This window comes from Pseudomonas sp. ESBL9 (assembly GCF_036668715.1).
Lineage (GTDB): Bacteria > Pseudomonadota > Gammaproteobacteria > Pseudomonadales > Pseudomonadaceae > Aquipseudomonas > Aquipseudomonas lundensis.
The window spans coordinates 121,631-142,231 of sequence record NZ_JAZEVV010000008.1 but is presented as its reverse complement, the minus strand read 5'-3'; the positions used below and the strand labels follow the sequence as shown (position 1 = coordinate 142,231).

General features: G+C 58.9%; 21 protein-coding genes. 10 read left to right on the top strand and 11 right to left on the bottom strand.

The features are described 5' to 3' along the window. The first annotated feature begins 109 nt into the window (after positions 1-109). From V6F78_RS19970 to V6F78_RS19960, 3 genes are read left to right on the top strand one after another with little or no spacing between them, the layout of a single operon-like run. A complete protein-coding gene (locus tag V6F78_RS19970; protein ID WP_047295516.1) occupies positions 110-685 on the top strand; it encodes a YfiR family protein in 576 nt (191 codons plus the stop codon). After that, entirely contained in the window at positions 682-1,953 is a 1,272-nt protein-coding gene (locus V6F78_RS19965) for a diguanylate cyclase domain-containing protein (protein ID WP_047295514.1), read from the top strand. The genes V6F78_RS19970 and V6F78_RS19965 overlap by 4 nt, the downstream gene beginning before the upstream one ends. 3 nt (positions 1,954-1,956) lie before the next feature. Then, positions 1,957-2,460 carry an OmpA family protein gene (locus V6F78_RS19960; RefSeq protein ID WP_047295512.1) on the top strand — a complete coding sequence of 168 codons (504 nt, stop codon included), beginning with the start codon at positions 1,957-1,959 and terminating at the stop codon, positions 2,458-2,460. Positions 2,461-2,614: 154 nt separating this feature from the next. Here the strand turns inward: V6F78_RS19960 and V6F78_RS19955 are convergent, their stop codons facing one another. From V6F78_RS19955 to V6F78_RS19935, 5 genes are all read right to left on the bottom strand, one after another. Then, entirely contained in the window at positions 2,615-2,869 is a 255-nt protein-coding gene (locus V6F78_RS19955; protein WP_047295510.1) for a bacteriocin immunity protein, read from the bottom strand. Positions 2,870-2,876: 7 nt separating this feature from the next. Continuing rightward, positions 2,877-3,488 (bottom strand): S-type pyocin domain-containing protein, encoded by a 612-nt coding sequence (locus tag V6F78_RS19950; RefSeq protein WP_254658343.1) that lies wholly within the window; start codon positions 3,486-3,488, stop codon positions 2,877-2,879. Between the two features lie 99 nt (positions 3,489-3,587). After that, the gene (locus V6F78_RS19945) at positions 3,588-3,839 is read right to left on the bottom strand and encodes a bacteriocin immunity protein (RefSeq protein ID WP_047278554.1); all 252 of its coding nucleotides are present in this window, start codon (positions 3,837-3,839) and stop codon (positions 3,588-3,590) included. Further along, complete coding sequence (locus V6F78_RS19940; RefSeq protein WP_332728030.1) at positions 3,839-5,188, bottom strand: S-type pyocin domain-containing protein; 1,350 nt, start codon at positions 5,186-5,188, stop codon at positions 3,839-3,841. The genes V6F78_RS19945 and V6F78_RS19940 overlap by 1 nt, the downstream gene beginning before the upstream one ends. Before the next feature lie 207 nt (positions 5,189-5,395). After that, a complete protein-coding gene (locus V6F78_RS19935; RefSeq protein ID WP_047295508.1) occupies positions 5,396-6,343 on the bottom strand; it encodes a LysR family transcriptional regulator in 948 nt (315 codons plus the stop codon). Positions 6,344-6,455: 112 nt separating this feature from the next. Between V6F78_RS19935 and V6F78_RS19930 the strand changes: the two genes are divergently transcribed. Both V6F78_RS19930 and mmsB read left to right on the top strand, forming a co-directional pair. Continuing rightward, positions 6,456-7,967: a CoA-acylating methylmalonate-semialdehyde dehydrogenase gene (locus V6F78_RS19930; RefSeq protein WP_332728029.1), complete on the top strand. Its 1,512-nt coding sequence runs from the start codon at positions 6,456-6,458 to the stop codon at positions 7,965-7,967. Between the two features lie 10 nt (positions 7,968-7,977). Next, positions 7,978-8,865, top strand: coding sequence for a 3-hydroxyisobutyrate dehydrogenase (mmsB, locus tag V6F78_RS19925; RefSeq protein ID WP_047295506.1), 888 nt, complete (start codon positions 7,978-7,980; stop codon positions 8,863-8,865). Between the two features lie 120 nt (positions 8,866-8,985). On the opposite strand, the gene V6F78_RS19920 is transcribed toward mmsB, so the two are convergent. Next, the gene (locus V6F78_RS19920) at positions 8,986-10,389 is read right to left on the bottom strand and encodes an amino acid permease (RefSeq protein WP_047295504.1); all 1,404 of its coding nucleotides are present in this window, start codon (positions 10,387-10,389) and stop codon (positions 8,986-8,988) included. A gap of 149 nt (positions 10,390-10,538) precedes the next feature. Then, positions 10,539-11,423, bottom strand: a complete 885-nt coding sequence (locus V6F78_RS19915; protein ID WP_332728028.1) for a LysR substrate-binding domain-containing protein — start codon at positions 11,421-11,423, stop codon at positions 10,539-10,541. 142 nt (positions 11,424-11,565) lie between these two features. Between V6F78_RS19915 and V6F78_RS19910 the strand changes: the two genes are divergently transcribed. Beyond that, entirely contained in the window at positions 11,566-12,330 is a 765-nt protein-coding gene (locus tag V6F78_RS19910; protein ID WP_094991216.1) for a sulfite exporter TauE/SafE family protein, read from the top strand. Here V6F78_RS19910 and V6F78_RS19905 read toward each other — a convergent pair. Then, on the bottom strand, positions 12,320-12,634 hold the full coding sequence (locus tag V6F78_RS19905; RefSeq protein WP_047295497.1) for a putative quinol monooxygenase: 315 nt from the start codon (positions 12,632-12,634) through the stop codon (positions 12,320-12,322). The genes V6F78_RS19910 and V6F78_RS19905 overlap by 11 nt on opposite strands. Positions 12,635-12,830: 196 nt before the next feature. Between V6F78_RS19905 and V6F78_RS19900 the strand changes: the two genes are divergently transcribed. The 4 genes from V6F78_RS19900 (at position 12,831) to V6F78_RS19885 (ending at position 17,767) form a co-directional block, all read left to right on the top strand. Next, a complete protein-coding gene (locus V6F78_RS19900; RefSeq protein WP_047278542.1) occupies positions 12,831-13,415 on the top strand; it encodes an NAD(P)H-dependent oxidoreductase in 585 nt (194 codons plus the stop codon). Positions 13,416-13,483: 68 nt separating this feature from the next. Further along, a complete protein-coding gene (locus V6F78_RS19895; RefSeq protein ID WP_047295494.1) occupies positions 13,484-14,395 on the top strand; it encodes a LysR family transcriptional regulator in 912 nt (303 codons plus the stop codon). Between the two features lie 87 nt (positions 14,396-14,482). Then, a complete protein-coding gene (gene ggt, locus V6F78_RS19890) occupies positions 14,483-16,150 on the top strand; it encodes a gamma-glutamyltransferase (protein ID WP_047277638.1) in 1,668 nt (555 codons plus the stop codon). A gap of 171 nt (positions 16,151-16,321) precedes the next feature. Beyond that, complete coding sequence (locus tag V6F78_RS19885) at positions 16,322-17,767, top strand: SulP family inorganic anion transporter (protein WP_047295492.1); 1,446 nt, start codon at positions 16,322-16,324, stop codon at positions 17,765-17,767. Here V6F78_RS19885 and V6F78_RS19880 read toward each other — a convergent pair whose 3' ends face one another. The 3 genes from V6F78_RS19880 to V6F78_RS22505 form a co-directional block, all read right to left on the bottom strand. Next, positions 17,768-18,148, bottom strand: coding sequence for a hypothetical protein (locus V6F78_RS19880; protein ID WP_070414571.1), 381 nt, complete (start codon positions 18,146-18,148; stop codon positions 17,768-17,770). Between the two features lie 170 nt (positions 18,149-18,318). Further along, positions 18,319-19,584 carry a DUF2599 domain-containing protein gene (locus V6F78_RS19875; RefSeq protein ID WP_169839449.1) on the bottom strand — a complete coding sequence of 422 codons (1,266 nt, stop codon included), beginning with the start codon at positions 19,582-19,584 and terminating at the stop codon, positions 18,319-18,321. Positions 19,585-19,776: 192 nt separating this feature from the next. Next, the gene (locus V6F78_RS22505; protein WP_371058662.1) at positions 19,777-20,490 is read right to left on the bottom strand and encodes a methyl-accepting chemotaxis protein; all 714 of its coding nucleotides are present in this window, start codon (positions 20,488-20,490) and stop codon (positions 19,777-19,779) included. Positions 20,491-20,601 lie beyond the last annotated feature (111 nt).

The window sequence follows — 20,601 nt, the reverse complement described above, 5'->3', positions numbered from 1 at the left end:
AGGGCACAGGTGGGGGGCGATGGGTGAAACGTGACGTGTATCACAGACCGTACATCGTCTGTGATATCGTTGCGGCATCATTCCTACGAAGTTCACAGAGTATTCCTGCATGGACGTGGCTGCCTCATCTTCAGAGCAGCGTTGCAGAGTGTGGCATTTCTGGCTCCCACTTTGCCTGTTTCTGATGAGCACTCCCTGCTTTGCCCAACCTGAAACGCCGATCAGTCTGGCTGACCAGCGTGCCAAAGCCGTGACACAAGTCGTACTCGGTATCCTCAGCTATGCGCGCTGGCCCGTAGAGCCGGCCGAGCTGCACCTGTGTGTGGTCGGCCCGACCGAATACACCGATGACTTGCTCAAGGGCGCGACCCAATCCACAGGCCGGTCGGTGCAGGTCCGACGTTTGCTGGCAAATAACCCCGCCATCGTCAGCGACTGCAACGCACTGTATTTGGGAAAACTCACGGATGACGAGCGCAGCACGCTGTTCCAACTGCTTAATGGCCAGCCGGTGTTGAGCATCAGTGAGCGCGATGACCGTTGCACCGTCGGCACATTGTTTTGTTTGCGCGTGGGCGATGAACAAGTGTCTTTTGAGGTCAACCTCGACTCCGTGGCCCGAAGCGGCGTGCGCATTCACCCCAGTGTGTTGCAACTGTCGCGTCGGCGGGCCGCCCAGCCATGAATGCGTCGAAAAAGCCCCAACAACGGCGCAGCCTGCGTTCGGTGCTGAGCCGTGGGCATTTAGGGCTGGCGCTGGTGGCGGTGACGATGGCCAGCGTATCGTTGACCATTTTGGGGGTGGTCGCGTTGAAGGTGTACGCTGACCACAACCTGCACCTCATCGGCCGCTCCATCAATTACACCGTCGAGGCTGCTGTGGTATTCGAAGACCGCGCAGCAGCCACCGAAGCGTTGGCATTGATCGCTTCGACCGAAGCCGTGGCCGATGCCAAGGTGTTCACCGCTGACGGCGAATTACTGGCGCAGTGGAAACGCCCCGAAACCGACCTGTTGTCCAAAGTCGAAATGCTGCTGGCCGACAGCCTGCTGGCGCAACCCATCACCTTGCCCATCCTGCATCAGGGGCGAGAAGTCGGCACCGTCACCCTCAGCGGCCACGGCGCCAACATGCTGCGCTTCTTGCTCAGTGGCCTGCTCGGCATTCTGGTGTGCACCATCCTCAGCGCCTGGAGTGCGTTGTTTCTGTCGCGACGCTTGCTCAATGGCATCACCGTGCCGCTTCGGCAATTAGCCCATGTTGCCCACGCGGCGCGTCAGGAACGGGCCTTTGATCAGCGGGTGCCTGAAGCCCGGATTCAGGAACTGAATAACCTGGGCAACGACTTCAACGCTCTGCTCGACGAGTTGGAGTCATGGCAAACCCATTTGAAAAACGAGAATGAAACCCTCGCCCATCAGGCCAGCCACGATTCATTGACCGACCTGCCCAACCGCGCTTACTTCGAAGCACGGTTGGCGCGGACCTTGCGCAAACTGAAAAAAGCCGACGAAAAAGCGGCCGTGTTGTTCCTCGACAGCGATCGTTTCAAAGGCATTAACGACACCTATGGCCATGCGGCAGGCGATGCCGTGCTGGTCGCCGTCGCGTCGCGCATACGCGCCCAACTGCGCGAAGAGGATCTGGTGGCGCGCCTGGGAGGCGATGAATTTGCGATTCTGCTGACCCCGCTGCACAAACCCGAAGATGCGCAACGTATTGCCGACAAGATCATTGCCAGCATGCTGGCGCCCATCGACTTGCCCGATCAGGTGCAGGTCGTGACCTCGCTCAGTATCGGCATTGCGGTTTACCCCGAACATGGCGCCACCCCGGACTCACTGCTCAGTGCTGCCGATACCGCGATGTACCAGGCCAAGCGCCAGGACCGGGGCGGCCAACACCTGGCGCAAGACCAGTCTCTTGCGCCCCCCGTCCCCCTCAGGAGCTAACCCATGCGCGCGATGACTCAGCGTTATTTTCAGTTTTTCGGCCTCAGCGTCTTGTTCGTCATGCTGACGCTGAGCGGTTGCCAGACGGCGCCGCAAAAAGGCCTGACTCCAGCGCAAATCGCCGTACTCAAACAACAAGGCTTTGAACTGACCGAAGAAGGCTGGGCGTTTGGTTTGTCGGGCAAGGTCCTGTTTGGCAGCGACCTTGAAGTGCTCAACGCGCAAAGCCAGGAAATCGTTGAACGTATCGGCAAAGCGCTGCTTGCTGTGGATATTCAGCGCGTGCGGGTAGACGGCCACACGGACGCCTCGGGTCAAGAAGCCTACAACGAGCAACTCTCAGTGCGCCGCGCCAACAGCGTGGTCAACGTGCTGACCCAAGTGGGCATGCGCCCGGAAAATATCCAGGTGCGAGGCCTCGGCAGCCGTGAACCCGTAGCGTCCAATAAAACCCGCGCCGGACGTACTGAAAACCGTCGGGTCGCGATAGTGGTCATCGCGGACTGATCCGATTTCAGGGCGCCACCTGACTCCGAGTTTGTTCGTGATGTCCGCAATCAATTTCTTCAGCGTATTTCGTCAGTCGAGAAACCAAGGGGCATCCAGCACCGGTGGCATTAAGTCAGGGCGAAGCTCCACATTTTCTTTCACGCTCCATTGATTACTCTTTAAATCCCGGCAGTCCTTGAGCCGCGCGCCATTTCTTCACGACGCGTGTTACATCCTCTGCTGATCCGCTGGAGTCAGCTTCAGGATAGTAGATAAGGTCGGTGCCATCTGGATGACCAGTGATCTCGCAGAACTCCTCTAGGAGCACGTCTAATACATCATCCGTTGGTGCTACGTTTTCAGCCAGAATCTTGTGCATGAATGCGATGAATTCGTCTTCGGTAAAGTCGGTGATATCTTTCTTCATTGTCGTGTTATCCGTTCCTGCGGATGTCGATGTGGTGCTTCGGCGTGACGACGTTCAGGTTATCGACATCGTAAACTTTACCGCCCTTGGCTACTTCGTCTGTGTGGTGGAGTTCGAAGGAACTACGTTTTCCTGCACGGTCTCTGTAACGTGCCTTTGGTGCCTTGCCTTCTCGCATTCGGTCAACGCTATTGTCTGTGAATTGCTCCACTAATCCAGTACCTGCGACAGCCTTCCAGAGCGCCCGCCTGAAGCTGTCAAAGCTAGCGAAGCTTTTGCCCCGTAGTTGATCGGCAATCTCTGTTGGTATCGGGGCGCCAAGTCCAGAGGTAGCCCCGGCGAGCCAGATACCCGTCACATCTTTCCCCTGTCCTGTAACGGTACCGGGGTCAAGCCGGACATTCATCACGATGTACAGCGGCTGAATGCCAGAGTCAGCCGGGAATACCAGAATGAAATCTTTGTAAGCGTCCGGGTAGAGCGGACTGACGATAATGTTATCCGCCTGTTCAGTGGGCGGATAAATCCAAATCTGTGGCGCCTGTGGTGCGCCTTCTAACGCTGGAATACCTAAGGTGTCGGATGGGTCAGGCGGCACCCTCGCGGCTTGGATCGTCACGAAAATCTTCGACAGCTACTACGATGTTTCACTTTTCATTCGATAGGCTCAGAACCTAGAGTTTGTAGCTCGCGATTGAGCGGGCTTTTCTTTTTTCTGTCAGTTCTTGAAGCCCGGTAGACTATTCGCACGGCAATAGTTGCCTACGGTGCGTGTTACACCTTCTGCTGAATCATCCTCGCCATCCTCTGGATAGTACAGTAGGTCGCTTCCTGCCGGATGGGGAACAATCTTGTTGAAGTGATCGACAAGCTCGCCCCTTTCGTCCTCGGTGGTTGCGTCTTCAATCGCCTGAATCAGCGACTTGAATTCCTGTTCGGTGTAGTCAGCCAGTTGGCTCTTCAATTCCATTACTCAACTCCCCTGTGAATGTCGATATGGCGTCTAGGGGTGACGACATTGATGTTGTCGGTATCGTATACCGCACCACCATCCTTGATTAGTTCGATGTGGTGCAGCTCGAATGCGATTCGTTTTCCTGCATGTCCAGCCCTCGGGCTGACAGGTGCCAGACCATTTAACATGCCTTTAAGGTTGCGTTCGTTGAATTGCTGACTTAGCTCTGGGTCTTTGGCTACAAGCTCCCAGAAGGTTTTTCGGAAAGTGTCGAAGTCCTTGAATTCCCGTCCCCGCAGTTGGTCTGCGATTTGTGAGGGAACCGGTACACCAAGTCCTACACCAGCACCTGCAAGCCATATTCCTACTACGTCCTGCCCTTGGCCTGTAACAATGCCAGGCTTTCGACGAACGTTCATCACGATGTAAAGCGGCTGCACTCCCGAGTCTGCCGGGAACACAAGGATGAAGTCTTTATCCTCGGGCGGGTAGATCGGGTTGACGATGATGCTATCCGCTTTCTCAGATGGCGGATAAATCCAGATTTGTGGGGCTTGAGGTGCACCCTCTAACGCTGGAATACCTAAGGTGTTGGACGGGTCAGCGGCGGGTGTCCATATCAGGGTTACGCCATCGCCCAAGTCAGCCACTTGCCGGGAGCCTTGGGCAACGAACTGCACCACGGGAATCATTTCCCAGTCGCGGCGCTTCTGGGTGTTGTACCCGTAACCTTTCAAGGTGCCATCGGCCTGCTGCTCAACATGCAGGCGAACACGTGTGCGTCCCTCTTTAAGCGTCTGGAGCTGTTCTTCGGTATATAGGCTGCTGTCGCCCAAGCTGGATGGCCACAGCAATGCAACAACGCCCGCCAAAGTACCAGCAGCAACACCCGTGGTGGTCCCGGACGCCACAGCACCAGCCGTACACAAACCACCACAAGACACACCGCTTGCGGTGCCAGTAGCAACGCCCCCTAAGAGAAGTGTTTCCAGTGACGAGGGTACGGAGCCGCTGATTTTCTTAAGAGGAATGTTTCCTTGTGCATCCGTTTCACGGCCGCCCAGTAAGGCAAACTCACCATATTGGCTAACCGGATCGGTGGGGATGGCTCCGCCTGAACTGATGTAGTTGATGGTCCCGTATGGCAGCGTGCAACTCTTGGCAAAGACGCATCCGCGTGAGGCCACTTCATCCGGCGTCTTGATCGAACGCCTACGTGCGTCAGCTGCCCGCTCGTTCCGTGCATTCGCCGCCAGTGTTCTGTCCCAAGCTGCCTGTGCGGCCTCTGTCGCCTCGGCATGTCGCCTGTTGCCATCTATCCCATTACATCCCAGGGTATTCGGGAAGATATTCTTAACCGCCATAACATTCCCTGCGCAAATTGACGGTCCGTGTTCGCCGCCTAAGTGCGACAGGACGCTACTTCACAGATGTTTGGCTTGTCCGTAGGAAAATTCTCAAAGTTATAAAAAATCGTCAGCGGATGCTTGAATGGGGGAGGCACCCTTGAGTGGGGCGGAATGCAAACGTCGGCGTGTTACAAGTCGTTGGAAGTGGCTTGCTGACACCCGTTAATCGGTAAACTTCAGCGCCCGCGTTTCCCCGAGCAGCAACGGCGCATTCAGCTCAGTCACCTCACGGATGTAATCCCACAGCAGGGTGATCCGCTTCAGCTTGCGCAGATCCTCGCGGCAGTACATCCAGAACTGCCGCGTGAGGTTGATCTCTTGCGGCAATACCGGCAGCAGGCGCGGGTCTTGAGCCGCCAAAAAGCACGGCAGAATCGCCATTGATCGACCTTGCTGCGCCGCGACGTATTGGGCGATCACGCTGGTGCTGCGCAGGGTGGCGCTGGCGCCCGGCAGGACGTTCGCCAGGTACAGCAGCTCGGAACTGAAGGCCAGGTCGTCGACATAACTGATAAACGGATGCTCTGCCAGATCTGACGGCCGACGAATCGGCGGGTGAGCGTCGAGGTAGTCCTGGGTCGCATAGAGTTGCAGCCGGTAGTCGCACAACTTGCAACACACATACGGCCCATGCTCGGGGCGCTCCAGCGCGATCACGATGTCAGCTTCGCGCTTGGACAGGCTGATGAAGTGCGGCAGCGGCAGGATATCCACCGAAATGGCCGGGTAGGTGTCCACAAAATGGCTGAGCTGCGGGGTGATGAAAAAGCTGCCGAAGCCTTCTGTGCAGCCCATGCGCACATGCCCCGACAACGCCACGCCCGACCCCGACACTTGCTCGCAGGCCATGTGCAGCGTGCTTTCGATTGACTCCGCATAGCCCAGCAAACGCTGGCCTTCATTGGTCAGGGTGAAGCCATTGGTGCGCGACTTTTCAAACAGCAACGTGCCGAGTGCCGTCTCCAGCGAACTGATGCGTCGCGATACCGTGGTGTAGTCCACCGCCAGCCGTTTGGCCGCGCTGCTGGCTTTGCGGGTACGGGCCACCTCAAGAAAAAACTTCAGGTCGTCCCAGTTCAGTGCGCTCAACGAAGTGATGTTTTTTTGCATGTTAGACCGGCTTTTATGTGCGTTCTTATTAGAAGAACGCACACCTATACTCCAAAAACAGTCCCGCGACCAACCCGTCGCCCCTCCCATAAGAATAATTCCGGAGACTTCCATGACGGCTTCTACCCCGTATCAAAACGCCCGCTTGCTGATTGACGGTGAGTGGATCGAGTCGCAAACCACGCAGTGGCAAGACATCGTCAACCCGGCCACTCAGCAAGTGCTGGCCAAAGTCCCGTTCGCCACTGCAGCTGAAGTCAGCGCGGCCATCGAGGCCGCTCAGCGTGCCTTCCAGACCTGGAAGCTGACGCCGATCGGTGCGCGCATGCGCATCATGCTCAAGCTGCAAGCACTGATCCGTGAACACTCCAAACGCATCGCCACCGTGCTCAGTGCCGAGCAGGGCAAAACCATTGCAGACGCTGAGGGCGATATTTTTCGTGGCCTGGAAGTGGTTGAGCACGCGTGCTCCATCGGCACGCTGCAAATGGGCGAATTCGCTGAAAACGTCGCAGGCGGGGTCGACACCTACACCCTGCGTCAACCCATTGGTGTGTGCGCAGGGATCACGCCTTTCAACTTCCCGGCCATGATTCCGCTGTGGATGTTCCCCATGGCCATCGCCTGCGGTAACACATTCGTTCTCAAGCCTTCGGAGCAAGATCCGTTGTCGACCCTGATGCTGGTCGAGCTGGCGCTTGAAGCCGGTGTGCCGCCGGGTGTGCTCAACGTGGTCCACGGTGGTAAGGACGTGGTCGATGCGCTGTGTACCCACGCCGATATCAAAGCTGTTTCGTTTGTCGGCTCAACCGCGGTTGGCACTCATGTCTATGACCTGGCCGGTCGCCATGGCAAGCGCGTGCAATCGATGATGGGCGCCAAGAACCACGCCGTGGTGCTACCGGACGCCAACCGTCAACAGACCTTGAATGCGCTGGTCGGTGCCAGTTTCGGCGCGGCGGGTCAGCGTTGCATGGCCACCTCCGTGGTGGTGCTGGTGGGCGCGGCCAAACAGTGGCTGCCAGACCTCAAGGCGCTGGCGCAACAACTCAAAGTGAACGCAGGCAGTGAGCCGGGCACTGACGTCGGTCCGGTGATTTCCAAGCGGGCGAAAGAGCGGGTGCTCAGCTTGATTGAAAGCGGGATCAAGGAAGGGGCGAAGCTGGAACTCGATGGTCGCACGGTGAGCGTGCCGGGTTTCGAGCAGGGCAACTTTGTCGGGCCGACCCTGTTTTCGGGCGTGACCACCGACATGCAGATCTATACCCAGGAAATCTTTGGCCCTGTGTTGGTGGTACTGGAGGTCGATACGCTGGACCAGGCCATCGCGCTGGTCAACGCCAACCCCTTCGGCAACGGCACCGGTCTATTTACCCAAAGTGGCGCGGCCGCCCGCAAGTTCCAGAGTGAAATCGACGTCGGTCAGGTGGGCATCAACATTCCGATCCCGGTCCCGGTCCCGTTCTTCAGCTTCACCGGCTCGCGGGGTTCCAAACTGGGTGATCTGGGCCCGTACGGCAAACAGGTCGTGCAGTTTTATACCCAGACCAAGACCGTCACCAGTCGTTGGTTCGACGATGACAGCGTGAATGATGGCGTCAACACCACCATCAATCTTCGTTGAGGACAGCGTCATGAACATCGCATTTATCGGATTGGGCAACATGGGTGCGCCAATGGCGCGCAACCTGATCAAGGCCGGGCACTCGCTGAACCTGTTCGACCTGAACCAGGACATTCTCTCGGAACTCGCCGCCCAGGGCGGGCACATCAGCGCGTCGCCCAAGGCGGCCGCGCAGGGGGCGCAGCTGGTGATAACCATGCTGCCCGCTGCCGCTCACGTGCGCAGCGTGTGGTTGGGTGAAGAGGGGGTGTTGGCGGGGATTGGCGAAGGCATTCCGGCCGTGGATTGCAGCACCATCGACCCGCAAACGGCCCGTGACGTGGCGGCTGCGGCGGCCAAACAGGGCGTGCAGATGGCCGATGCGCCCGTGTCCGGCGGCACGGGTGGCGCGCAGGCCGGCACCCTGACCTTTATGGTCGGTGCGCAAAAAGCGCTGTTCGATACCTTGCACCCGGTACTCGCGCAGATGGGGCGCAACATCGTCCATTGCGGGGATGTGGGCACCGGTCAAGTGGCTAAAATCTGCAACAACCTGCTGCTGGGGATTTCCATGGTCGGTGTCAGCGAAGCCATGGCGCTGGGCGCGGCATTGGGCATCGATACCGAAGTGCTGGCCGGTGTTATCAACAGCTCGACCGGGCGCTGCTGGAGTTCCGAAACCTATAATCCGTGGCCGGGCATCGTGGAAACGGCCCCGGCGTCACGGGGGTACACCGGCGGTTTTGGGGCCGAGCTGATGCTCAAGGACCTGGGTCTGGCCACCGAAGCCGCGCGTCAGGCGCATCAGCCGGTGGTACTGGGCGCAGTGGCTCAGCAGCTGTACCAAGCGATGAGTTTGCGCGGCGAGGGCGGCAAGGACTTTTCCGCCATCATCAACAGTTATCGCAAGCCCGAATAGGGTCTTTTCCGGGAGTCCGCGTCGGGCGGGCATCCCGGTTTTTTGCGGCCATTAAAAACCCCCGGTCCTCTGCGAGTGCCGGGGGTTTTCGTTGCAGCGTCGATGAAACGGGAGCTGACCCTAGCGTTGCATGGCCAACGGTTGGCCAGTGCGCAGGCGAATGCGGTAGAAACCGTAGATGATCAGCAGCCACACGGGGATGGCATACACCGAGGCGCGCACGTCGGGAATCATCCAGATCACCGACACAATCATCACCATGAAGGCCAGGCACACGATGTTGCTCAACGGCGACCAGAACGCCTTGAACGAGGGCACCACCCCTTGGGCCGCCATGGCCTTGCGGAACTTGAGGTGCGTGAGGCTGATCAGCGCCCAGTTGATCATCAGCGAGGCAACCACAAGCGCAAACAGCAGTTCCAGCGCCTTGTGCGGCGCCACGTAGTTCACCACCACGCACAGCATTGTCACCAGCGCCGACACACCCAGTGCCCGCAGCGGCACGCCGTTTTTGGTCAGTTTCATCAAGGCTTTGGGCGCGTCGCCCTGTTCGGCCAGGCCGAAGAGCATGCGGCTGTTGCAGTAAACGCCGCTGTTATAGACCGACAGCGCGGCCGTCAGCACCACGAAGTTAAGAATCTGCGCCGCCGTGTTGCTGCCGATCAGGGCGAAAATCTGCACAAACGGGCTGCCGCTGTAGGCATCGCCCGAAGCGCCCAGGGTGACCAGCAACTGATCCCACGGGTACAGCGCCAGCAACACGGTCAAGGCGCCGACGTAAAAAATCAGCACGCGATACACCACCTGGTTGATCGCCTTGGGGATCACTTTTTTCGGCTCGCTGGCTTCGGCAGCGGTAATGCCCACCAGCTCCAGCCCGCCGAACGAGAACATGATGAACGCCATTGCCATCAACAGCCCGGTGCCACCGTTGGGAAAGAACCCGCCGTGGCTCCACAGGTTACTGATCGACGCCTGCGGCCCGCCGGTGCCACTGATCAGCAGGTAACAGCCGAGCACGATCATGCCGATAATCGCCACCACTTTGATGATGGCAAACCAGAACTCCATCTCCCCGAACACTTTCACATTCAAGGTGTTGATCAGGTTGACCAGCACAAAGAACACCACGGCGCTGACCCACGTCGGCACCTCGGGCCACCAGAACTGTATGTATTTGCCGACCGCCGTCAGCTCGGCCATGCCCACCAGTACGTACAGCACCCAGTAGTTCCAGCCCGAGAGAAACCCCGCATAGCCGCCCCAGTACTTGTGGGCGAAGTGGCTGAACGACCCGGCCACTGGCTCTTCGACGATCATTTCGCCGAGCTGGCGCATGATCAGGAACGCGATAAAACCGGCAATGGCATAGCCCAGGATCATCGATGGCCCGGCGGACTTGAGGACGCCCGCCGAGCCGAGGAACAGCCCCGTCCCAATGGCGCCGCCCAGGGCAATCAGCTGGATGTGGCGGTTTTTCAGGCCGCGCTTGAGTGTGATGGGGGGAGCGTTATGGTCAGCCATCAGGTGCCCTGTTCGTTGTTGTTTTCAGTGTTGGAGTCCACGTCAGGCATGGCAGGTGCCAGCCCCTCGCGCAGTAAAGTCCGCGATACTACTCCCGGTAAAAATTCCGGCATACAGTCATGCGTGCTTCTAGGCCAATTCCTACAAGGCTAAGGCGCGCGCAATGCGTCTGCCAACGTCTGTGCGTACGCCGGAAGTTGCTCGAACGAACGCGCACATAAAAGCAGCCTGCGATCTGCCCACGGCTCATTGAGCGTGACCACGCGGAAGGTGCGGGGGGGTTGCCATCGCTCAATGGTGGCGCGCGGCACAATCCCCAACCCGGCGCCACGGGCGACCATGCGCAACACACCGTCAAAGCCCTCTGCGCGCAATCGCGTGGTCAGGCGAAAGCCGCTGTGCAGCGCTTGTTCTTCCAAGTACACCGCCAGCGCGCTGTGGACGGAAAGGCCGACAAAATCATGGCGCAAAGCGTCGTTAAAGCACGGGACCGCGTGCTCAGCCAGCGAATGATCAAGCGGGATCACCAGCACCAGCGGGTCATCGCGAAAGGGGCGGGTCTGTAGGTCGTGCGTGTCTACGGCATCGGAAATGATCCCGATATCGGCCGCATCCTGACGCAGGGCGTGGGTAATGCGCAGGCTGGTCAATTCTTGCTGATCGACGCTGATCGCGGGGTGTTGGCGCACAAAGTCTGCCAGCAACTCCGGTAGGTATTCAGTGAGTGCGGAGGTGTTGCACAGCAGCCGCACACGGCCTTTGAAGCCTTGAGCGTATTCCGCCAGATCGTGCCGCATGCGCTCGGCCTGTTGCAGCAGCACCCGGGCATGCTGGGCCAGCGCCTGACCTGCTGGCGTCGGGCTGATGCCGCGTCGGCTGCGCTGCAAACATTCGACCCCCAGCGAGGCTTCCATGGCCCTGATCCGGGCGCTGGCAGCGGGCAGCGATAAATGACTGAGGCGGGCCCCCGCCGTGATATTGCCTGCCTGCACGATGTTCAAATACAGGCGCAAATCGATCAGGTCGACAGGCATCGTGGGGTTTCCTTCTGTTGCACCCGCAGCGTCGGGCGGCGAGATTCGGACGGTGTGAGGTGATGCAGCCTCTTGCCAAACAATAGGCAGGCTCTGGCAATGGCGCATTTTCTGCTCGTCGGCCGTGCGCCAGCATACGCGCATGAAGACATTAATCGAGTTTTACCAAACCCTGGGTTGGGCATTGTCGCTGCTGGTCATGCTCACGTTTCTCATGGCAGGCACGGTCAAAGGGATGATCGGCCTGGGCTTGCCTACGGTGGCGATGGGCATGCTCGGGCTGGCTATTGCTCCGGCGCAGGCAGCCGCGTTGTTGATTATTCCGTCGATCGTCACCAATGCCTGGCAATTGGCAGCCGGTGGTCAATTGCGCGCTTTGATCCAGCGCTTGTGGCCCATGCAGTTGGGGATTGTTTGCGGCACGGGATTCGGCATGTTGTGGCTCGGCATCGACGGCGGCAGCGGGGTGGCGCGCGCCTTGGGGGCCGCGTTATTGCTGTACGCCTTGAGCGGACTGTTCTTGCCCACCTGGCGGGTGGCGCCGGCCCGTGAGCCTTGGCTCGGGCCGCTGTGTGGCGTGGTCACGGGTGTCATTACCTCTGCGACGGGCGTGTTTGTGATCCCTGCTGTGCCGTACCTGCAAGCCTTGGGGCTGGGCAAAAATCAGTTGGTTCAAGCCTTGGGATTGTCCTTCAGTGTCTCCACCTTGGCTCTGGCTGCCGGGCTGTATGGGCGCGGCAGTTTGGGGGGCGGAGAGTTGAACGCGTCCCTGCTGGCGCTGATGCCCGCCATGCTCGGCATGTGGATCGGGCAACTCCTGCGTCAACGCGTCAGCGCGACGTTGTTCAAACGCGTCTTTTTCGTCGGCATGGCCCTGCTGGGCACGCACTTGTTAATCAGCGGTTAGCCGAAGACGGGCTGAGCATGTCGATCAGGCGCACGTCAAAGTCGCGTGCCAGATAGTCCATGCGGTTGTCGAAAAACTGCTTCATGTGCGGTAGGTTTTCATGCACGGCCAAGTGCTCGCGGGACTGCCAGATCTCATAAAAGATGAACAGGGTGGGGTCTTGCTGATCGCGCAGCATGTGGTACTCGATGCAGCCGGGTTCCAGACGGCTAGGCGCCACGTAGGAACGAAACAACGCTTCAAAGGCGTCAGCTTTTTCGGGTTTGGTATGGGCGTGCAGAATAAATCCGTGCAATGGGCGCATCTCGCCGGCTCCTCAGGTCAGTGGTTTCGAGAGCATAAGGCAACAATGCAACGGGTATTTGTGACTATTAGGCAAATATTATTTGCCGCGGCACGGGTATTTCCTAAAGGAAGGAATCGTTACTGTGCCGGTCACTTTTAAACCTTTAACTCCAACGCCGCTCAACAGCGCAGAGGGTTTATTCACGAGGCTGATGATGAAAAAAATACTCCTGCTCAACGGTGCCAAAAAATTTGCGCACTCGGACGGTCGTTACAACCAGACCCTGCACGACACCGCACTGGCATTTTTCGACCGCAATGGCTTTGACGTCAAAGTCACCCACATCGACGAAGGCTACGACGTGGCCGAAGAGGTGCAAAAGTTTCTGTGGGCCGACGTCATCATTTATCAAATGCCCGGCTGGTGGATGGGCGCCCCGTGGATCGTTAAAAAATACGTCGACGAAGTGTTCACCGAAGGCCATGGCAGTTTGTACGCCAGTGATGGCCGCACGCGCTCCGATGCGTCCCAGCGCTATGGCAGTGGCGGTTTGATCCACGACAAAAAATACATGCTGTCCCTGACCTGGAATGCGCCGCAGCAAGCGTTTGACGATCCGGCCGATTTCTTTGAAGGCAAGGGCGTCGATGCGGTGTATTTTCCATTCCACAAAGCCAACCAGTTTTTGGGCATGAGTGGTTTGCCGACCTTCCTGTGCGTTGACGTGATGAAGCGTCCGCAGCCTGAAGTGGATGCTGCCCGCTACGAGCAACACCTCACCGACGTGTTTCTTCGCTAACGAGAGGCTCGCAGCCGCGCGCTGCCCGGCAGCGACTACCATGACTGGCTATTCAATGAGGGACGCGTGTGAAAGCCAGATCGGATGAGTTGCAAATCTTTGTGTCGGTGATCGAGTGCGGTTCAATCTCAGCCGCCGCCGAACATGCCGGGCAGACACCGTCTGCCGTCAGTCGCACGTTGTCGCGGCTTGAAGCCAAGCTCGAGACCACGCTGATCAACCGCACCACGCGGCGCATGGACCTGACCGAGGAGGGCAAGTTTTTCTTTGAGCGTGCCAAGCAGATCCTTGAGCAAATGGACGAACTCGAAGAGCGCCTGATCGCTCACCAGCGCACGCCGTCCGGGCGTCTGCGCATCAATGCCGCGTCCCCGTTCATGCTGCATGCCATCGTGCCGTATATCCCCGAGTTTCGTGAGCTGTACCCGGACATTGAGCTGGAGCTCAACAGCAACGACCTGATTATCGACTTGCTGGAGCAAAGCACCGACATTGCCATTCGCATCGGCACCCTGGCCGACTCCACGTTGCATGCCCGCTCGTTGGGGTGCAGCCCGTTGAATATCCTTGCCAGTCCGGCGTACATCGCCGCTCACGGCATGCCGAACTCGGTCGCAGAGCTGGCCAGTCACAGCCTGATCGGCTTCACCCAAAACGATGGCCTGAACCAATGGCCTCTGCGTTATGCACAGGGCGACCGCTGGCCGATCGAGCCGAACATCAGCGCGTCCAGTGGCGAGACGGTGCGGCATCTGGCGTTGCAGGGGCAGGGCATCGCGTGCCTGTCGCATTTCATGACCCACCAAGACATCGCCGCCGGCCGGTTACAGGTGGTGCTGGGTGAGTTCAACAGCGGCTATCGTCAGCCGATTCATGCTGTGTATTACCGCAACTCGCAATTGGCCCTGCGAATTCAGTGCTTTCTGGATTTTATCCAGACCAAACTCGCGAGCTACGCGGCCGCCAACTTCACGCATTAAGCCTCGGGCTTCTCTTTTGTTGTTTGAAAAGGTTTCTGAAATCAGACAATGTTCAGCACCGTCATACAAAAATAAAAGGAAGTCCCCATGCGTGTTGTCTGGTTCACATCCCTCACCTTGGCGGCTGCGATTGCAGCCAGCTCGTCGGCGTTTGCCGTCACTCTGGAAGGCGGCGCCGTGGCCGCCCCGGATCAATATGGCGCTGAAGTGGCCGCGCAAATCCTCAAAAAAGGCGGCAACGCCGTCGATGCTGCCGTCGCCACGGCGTTCACCCTGGCCGTGACCTACCCTGAAGCCGGCAACATTGGCGGCGGCGGGTTCATGACGTTGTTCATCGATGGCAAGCCTTACTTTCTCGACTACCGCGAAACAGCGCCCAAAGCCGCCAGCCGCGACATGTACCTGGACGACAAAGGCGAGATCATCGAAAACATGAGCCTGGTGGGCTCACGCGCTGCCGGTGTGCCGGGCACGGTGATGGGCTTGTGGGAAGCGCACCAGCGTTTCGGCAAATTGCCGTGGTCAGAGTTGCTGACCCCCGCCGTGGGGTACGCGAAAAATGGCTTCAAGGTTGCGGACAAGCAATACCAATACCGCGAGGATGCGTTGAAGCTGTTCAACGGCACCACCAACTTCGGGGATTATTTCGGCAGCATGAAGCCGGGTGAAACCTTCAAGCAACCAGAACTGGCCACTACCCTGGAACGCATTGCCGATCAGGGCGCCCAGGAGTTTTACCGCGGCAAAACCGCCGACTTGCTGGTCGCTCAAATGCAGCAGGACAAGGGCCTGATCACCAAGGAAGACTTGAACGATTACAAGGTCAACTGGCGTGAACCGATGCGCGTCGATTTTCGCGGCAACACCCTGTACACCGCGCCACTGCCCAGCTCAGGCGGGATCGCGCTGGCGCAACTGATCGGCATCAAGGAAGCGCGTGCGGCGGACTTCAAAGGCGTCGAACTGAACTCTGCGCCGTATATCCACCTGCTGGCTGAAATTGAAAAACGCGTCTTCGCTGACCGCGCCGATTACTTGGGCGACCCGGATTTCGGCAAGATGCCTGTGGCCGAACTGACCGACCCGGCGTACATCGCCAAGCGTGCGAAAGAGGTCAACCCCACAGCCATTTCAGCGACAGACAAAGTCAAACCGGGCCTGGAACCGCATCAGACCACGCACTTTTCCATTGTCGATAAAGACGGCAACGCGGTTAGCAATACCTACACCTTGAACTGGGATTACGGCAGCGGTGTTGTGGTCAAAGGCGCGGGTTTCCTGCTCAACGACGAAATGGATGACTTCAGCTCGAAACCGGGCGTGGCCAACTCGTTCGGCGTGGTGGGCGGTAACGCCAACGCGATTGAGCCGGGCAAGCGCATGCTGTCGTCGATGAGCCCGACGCTGGTGACCCGTGATGGCGACGTCACCCTGGTGCTGGGTACGCCGGGCGGATCGCGGATCTTTACCTCGATTTTCCAAGTGCTGAACAACCTGTATGACTACAACCTGCCGCTGGAGCAAGCCGTCAGCGCCCAGCGCGTGCATCACCAGTTGTTGCCCAAAGACACGATCTACTTCGATGCCTACGCGCCGATCACCGGCCAGGTGGCTGACCAACTCAAAGCCATGGGCTACACCCTGGAAGATCAGGGCTGGAACATGGGCGACATTCAGGCCATCCGCGTCAACGGCACCCAACTTGAAACAGCCTCCGACCCGCGCGGCCGTGGCGTGGGCAAAGTGGTGAAGTAACCTTCTTGCAGTCGCTGTCGGGGCAGGAGCGGCGAAGGCGTGCAAAGCACTTTCGCCTACTGAGCGCAGCCGCCCTTACCCCGTCAGCGGCTCCAGTTATCTGAGTGCTACGCAGTTTGTTACTATCTGTTTCTGAAACACCCTTCTGATCGTCCCGCTTTTAGGTACTCCATGAAATTCTCTCGTCTGCGTGCCGATGTTCTGGCCGGACTCACGACGTCCTTTGCCTTGCTGCCCGAGTGCATCGCTTTTGCGCTGGTGGCTCACCTCAACCCGTTAATGGGCCTGTATGGCGCCTTCATCATTTGCACCCTCACCGCGTTGTTCGGCGGCCGTCCCGGCATGGTGTCCGGCGCGGCCGGGTCGATGGCGGTGGTGATTATCGCGCTGGTGGTGCAACACGGCGTGCAGTACTTCCTCGCCACAGTGCTGCTGGGCGGCCTGATCATGATGGCGTTCGGGCTGCTCCGGCTCGGCAAACTGGTGCGTATGGTCCCGCACCCGGTGATGCTGGGGTTCGTCAACGGGCTGGCGATCATCATTGCCATGGCCCAGCTGGAGCATTTCAAGCGGGACGGGCAGTGGCTCACGGGCACGCCGTTGTATGTGATGGCCGGGCTGGTGGCGCTGACGATGCTGGTGGTCTACGGCCTGCCGCGCCTGACCAAAGTGGCGCCGCCCGCGCTGGTGGCGATTTTGGGGGTGGGGCTGGCGGTGTACCTGTTGGGCCTGCCGACCCGCACGCTGGGCGACATGGCCCATATCGCAGGCGGCTTGCCGAGCTTCAGCCTGCCGCAGATCCCGTGGACCTTCGACACCCTGCGCATCATCGCGCCCTATGCGTTTTTGATGGCCATGGTCGGACTGCTGGAAACGTTGCTCACCCTTAACCTGACGGACGAAATCACCGAAAGCCGTGGTTACCCGGACCGCGAATGCGTGGCGCTGGGCGCTGCGAACATGGTGTCCGGTGCGTTCGGCGGCATGGGCGGGTGCGCGATGATCGGCCAGACCGTGGTCAACCTCAGCTCTGGCGGTCGCGGGCGACTGTCAGGTGGGGTCGCGGGGGTGATGATTGTGTTGTTCGTGCTGTTTCTGTCGCCGTTGATCGAGCGTATTCCCCTGGCGGCGCTGGTGGGGGTGATGTTTGTGGTCGCGCAGCAAACCTTCGCCTGGGCCTCGTTGCGGGTGCTGAACAAAGTGCCGCTCAACGACGTACTGGTGATCGTTGCCGTGACGGTGATTACGGTGTTCACCGACCTGGCCTTTGCGGTGCTGTGCGGCATCATCATCGCCGCGCTCAACTTTGCCTGGCAGCAAGCGCGTCAGTTGTACGCCGACAGCTCGCTGGAGCGTGATGGCAGCAAGCTGTACCGCGTGCATGGGACGCTGTTTTTTGCGTCGACGACCACGTTTTTAAATCAGTTCGACCCGGCCAACGACCCGGCTCAGGTGACACTCGACTGTAGTCACCTGAGCTTTGTCGATTACTCGGCCATTGCCGCACTGATGACATTGCGTGAGCGCTATGCCAAAGCGGGCAAACACCTGCGGGTGCTGAACGTGTCCGAGCGCTGCAAAAAGCTGCTTAAACGGGCACGCGTGCAGGCGGTGTAATCAGTCGTCGTGAACCACGCGGCGGATGGTGCCACCGCAGTTTTGGTAGCAGGCGTTGTAGTCTTCGCCGCAGGTGTCGCCAAAGCCGCCGTAGTGGTAGCTCGCGGTGGGATAGCTGCACAATTTGCGCTGTTTTTTATCGCCGTTCTGACGGCAATAGTTGTACGCCGTCAACTGCGCATCGTAGAGCGTTCGCTGGGTTTGCGACTGCATCTGGGCCATCGTTTTGCACTGGTTTTTTTGACTGGAGCAGGCGTTGATGCAGTATTTGCCGGCCACGTCCGGTGGCGGCGAATACACATAAGAGACATTCGGGCCGCAGCCCTGCAAGGTCAGCAATACACACCACGCACTGATCCAACCACACACTTTTAAACGCATTCTCGACCTACTCAAGCCTGAGCGCGCTGGGGCAGCGTCGGTTCAGGGAAATAAACGGGTCAATACTGTATCGATTCAGCGGTCGTGGCTGCCTTCACTCATGGCCGCTTTTTTTTAGATTTCTCGCAGGGCTGGCATTTAGTTGATCCATTGATCAATCGCGCCGCGCACTAGGGTTGGCAATCCGCAGCCAGGACCTGAGCCTGGGTCAAACCCTCGACCGAACGCCAGGGGGCGAGGTGCCATTCGGCGGCGTTGCGGTATTTGTAGGCCAGGCACTGGAGCTGTTCTGCTATCGAATGACCTGGCGCCAAGGCGTTGAGCTCGGCATCCGCCCCGTGCAGCGCCAGCAACTCTTTGCTCGCGGCCTGGCTGTTAAACAGCGCAACCGCTTGACTGCATGCGCTGGGTGTTACCACCAACCACCATTTGCCCTCTTTCAACACCCAGCGCGATGAATCGAAATAGGTGGGGCATACCCGTTGATCGGCCTGATTGAACGTGAAGACCGCGTGCTCTTTCATGGTGGCCGGGTAGGTGATTTTGATAATGGGTGTGTAGGCGCGCTTGTTCTCGACGACCCAATCCAGTTGATCCTGTTGAGCGGCCGCCAGCCCGCTGCCCAGATACGGATCGTCTACGTAAAAGAACGCCATGATCGGCAGCGAATCCGGGTTTTCTGCCCAGGTCGATAAGCGCAGTTTGTTGGGTGTTTCAAAGGTGTCGTATTCAAGTTGGTCTGAGTTTTTAAGCAGCAGTGATCGTGCCTTCAGGCTGGCATAAAAGTGTTGCGCCCCCTTTTCTTCAAAGCGACCGCTGACCTCCCGGAAGGCGCATTGCTTTCTGAGGTTGCCATCGGTTTTCAAATGGTCGTCGACCCAGTCTTCAGCCGTATGAATGTTCAGTGCTTCACAGGACGTTTCGACGGCCGACGTATCGAATTGATCCCCGCACCCTTTATCGTCCCGTTTGTGCGTCCATGTCGCGAGAGGGAATGCGCACAGCACCTGGGGCGCTTTTTTTATGGGCGGGTGGGCATGGCCATAGGGGTAAAACACAAAGCCATTGAGCGTATTGGCGTCGGGGTTATTGAACCGGGTGTCGGCGCGCAAGTAGATGAAAGAGGTGCCCCCGCTTGAGACCGCAGCGCGCCCCGGATTCCAGGCGTAATGCCCCGGGCGCACGCGTGTGTTTTTTATCATCAGGCCCGAACAGTAATAGGCCGGGCGTTGCCCTTCAGCACAAGACTCAACAGTGGACTGGTAGTACCGGGTCATCTCGGCGGCAATGTCATCGCCCGGCTCAGCCAGGGCGTTAAGCGTCAGGCCGGCCAGGGCGGTTAAATAAATCAGGCGGGATAATGTGCCATGGGCCCTTTTTGTTTTGATTGGCCGTGTTATCGGGGGGCGGCCGTCCGAGATGATCATTGTCGTCATGCAATGCTCTAACGGTTGAGTGGGGTGCTCCTTTATTAAGTGATTTCACGCGGTTTTTATACTGTCATAAATGACAGGTAGCCCCAGCGCCACGGGCCGCTGCGGGCCTGACGCGGGAGTGAGCTTCAGCCAGTCTGAAAACAAAAAGCCCTTCATTGAGAAGGGCTTGAGATCAACGTCGTGGCGGCTGCATCAGATTCTGAAGTGGCTCACCATCATTTGCAGCTGATTGCCCAGGCGCGCCAATTCGATGCTGGACTTGGCCGTTTCATCGCTCGCGGCGGCGGTTTGTTCCGACACGTCACGTACGTTGATGATGCTGCGGCTGATTTCTTCTGCCACGGCGCTCTGTTGTTCCGCCGCTGCCGCGATTTGCTGGTTCATCGACTGGATGTTGGACACGGTCCGCGTGATGCCTTGCAGCGAAGTCCCCGCCTGACGGGTCAGGGTCACGCTGCTGTCGGTCAGGCTGCGGCTGCTGTTCATCACGCTGGCCACGTGTTGGGTGCCACTTTGCAGGGCAGCGACCAACGTCTGGATTTCTTCGGTGGACTTTTGCGTACGCTGGGCCAGCCCACGCACTTCATCCGCGACGACGGCAAACCCGCGACCGGCTTCACCGGCACGTGCGGCTTCAATGGCGGCGTTGAGGGCCAGCAGGTTGGTTTGCTCGGCCACTGCTTTAATCACGTCCATCACGCTGCCGATCTTGTCGCTTTCCTGTTGCAGCACGGCCATGGCTTCGGTCGAACGACCCACTTCCACCGCCAGACGCTCGATCTGGTCGATGGCCTGATTAACCACCTGGTCGCCTTCGCGGGCTTCAGCGTCGGCTGCCGCGGCGGCTTGCGAGGCGTCTTCAGCATTGCGTGCAACTTCCTGCACGGTGGCGGTCATTTCATGCATGGCGGTGGCCACTTGATCGGTCTCGATCTTTTGGCTGTTGACCCCGGCGCTGGTCTGCTCGGTCACGGCCGACAACTCTTCGGCGGCGCTGGCAATTTGCGTCACGCCATC

Bases quoted from the DNA above. Each gene is read 5' to 3' on its own strand.
- V6F78_RS19970 (WP_047295516.1), top strand. From the start codon at position 110: ATGGACGTGGCTGCCTCATCTTCAGAGCAGCGTTGCAGAGTGTGGCAT.
- V6F78_RS19965 (WP_047295514.1), top strand. From the start codon at position 682: ATGAATGCGTCGAAAAAGCCCCAACAACGGCGCAGCCTGCGTTCGGTG.
- V6F78_RS19960 (WP_047295512.1), top strand. From the start codon at position 1,957: ATGCGCGCGATGACTCAGCGTTATTTTCAGTTTTTCGGCCTCAGCGTC.
- V6F78_RS19955 (WP_047295510.1), bottom strand. From the start codon at position 2,869: ATGAAGAAAGATATCACCGACTTTACCGAAGACGAATTCATCGCATTC.
- V6F78_RS19945 (WP_047278554.1), bottom strand. From the start codon at position 3,839: ATGGAATTGAAGAGCCAACTGGCTGACTACACCGAACAGGAATTCAAG.
- V6F78_RS19940 (WP_332728030.1), bottom strand. From the start codon at position 5,188: ATGGCGGTTAAGAATATCTTCCCGAATACCCTGGGATGTAATGGGATA.
- V6F78_RS19935 (WP_047295508.1), bottom strand. From the start codon at position 6,343: ATGCAAAAAAACATCACTTCGTTGAGCGCACTGAACTGGGACGACCTG.
- V6F78_RS19930 (WP_332728029.1), top strand. From the start codon at position 6,456: ATGACGGCTTCTACCCCGTATCAAAACGCCCGCTTGCTGATTGACGGT.
- mmsB (WP_047295506.1), top strand. From the start codon at position 7,978: ATGAACATCGCATTTATCGGATTGGGCAACATGGGTGCGCCAATGGCG.
- V6F78_RS19920 (WP_047295504.1), bottom strand. From the start codon at position 10,389: ATGGCTGACCATAACGCTCCCCCCATCACACTCAAGCGCGGCCTGAAA.
- V6F78_RS19915 (WP_332728028.1), bottom strand. From the start codon at position 11,423: ATGCCTGTCGACCTGATCGATTTGCGCCTGTATTTGAACATCGTGCAG.
- V6F78_RS19910 (WP_094991216.1), top strand. From the start codon at position 11,566: ATGAAGACATTAATCGAGTTTTACCAAACCCTGGGTTGGGCATTGTCG.
- V6F78_RS19905 (WP_047295497.1), bottom strand. From the start codon at position 12,634: ATGCGCCCATTGCACGGATTTATTCTGCACGCCCATACCAAACCCGAA.
- V6F78_RS19900 (WP_047278542.1), top strand. From the start codon at position 12,831: ATGAAAAAAATACTCCTGCTCAACGGTGCCAAAAAATTTGCGCACTCG.
- ggt (WP_047277638.1), top strand. From the start codon at position 14,483: ATGCGTGTTGTCTGGTTCACATCCCTCACCTTGGCGGCTGCGATTGCA.
- V6F78_RS19885 (WP_047295492.1), top strand. From the start codon at position 16,322: ATGAAATTCTCTCGTCTGCGTGCCGATGTTCTGGCCGGACTCACGACG.
- V6F78_RS19880 (WP_070414571.1), bottom strand. From the start codon at position 18,148: ATGCGTTTAAAAGTGTGTGGTTGGATCAGTGCGTGGTGTGTATTGCTG.
- V6F78_RS19875 (WP_169839449.1), bottom strand. From the start codon at position 19,584: ATGACGACAATGATCATCTCGGACGGCCGCCCCCCGATAACACGGCCA.
- V6F78_RS22505 (WP_371058662.1), bottom strand. From the start codon at position 20,490: ATGCATGAAATGACCGCCACCGTGCAGGAAGTTGCACGCAATGCTGAA.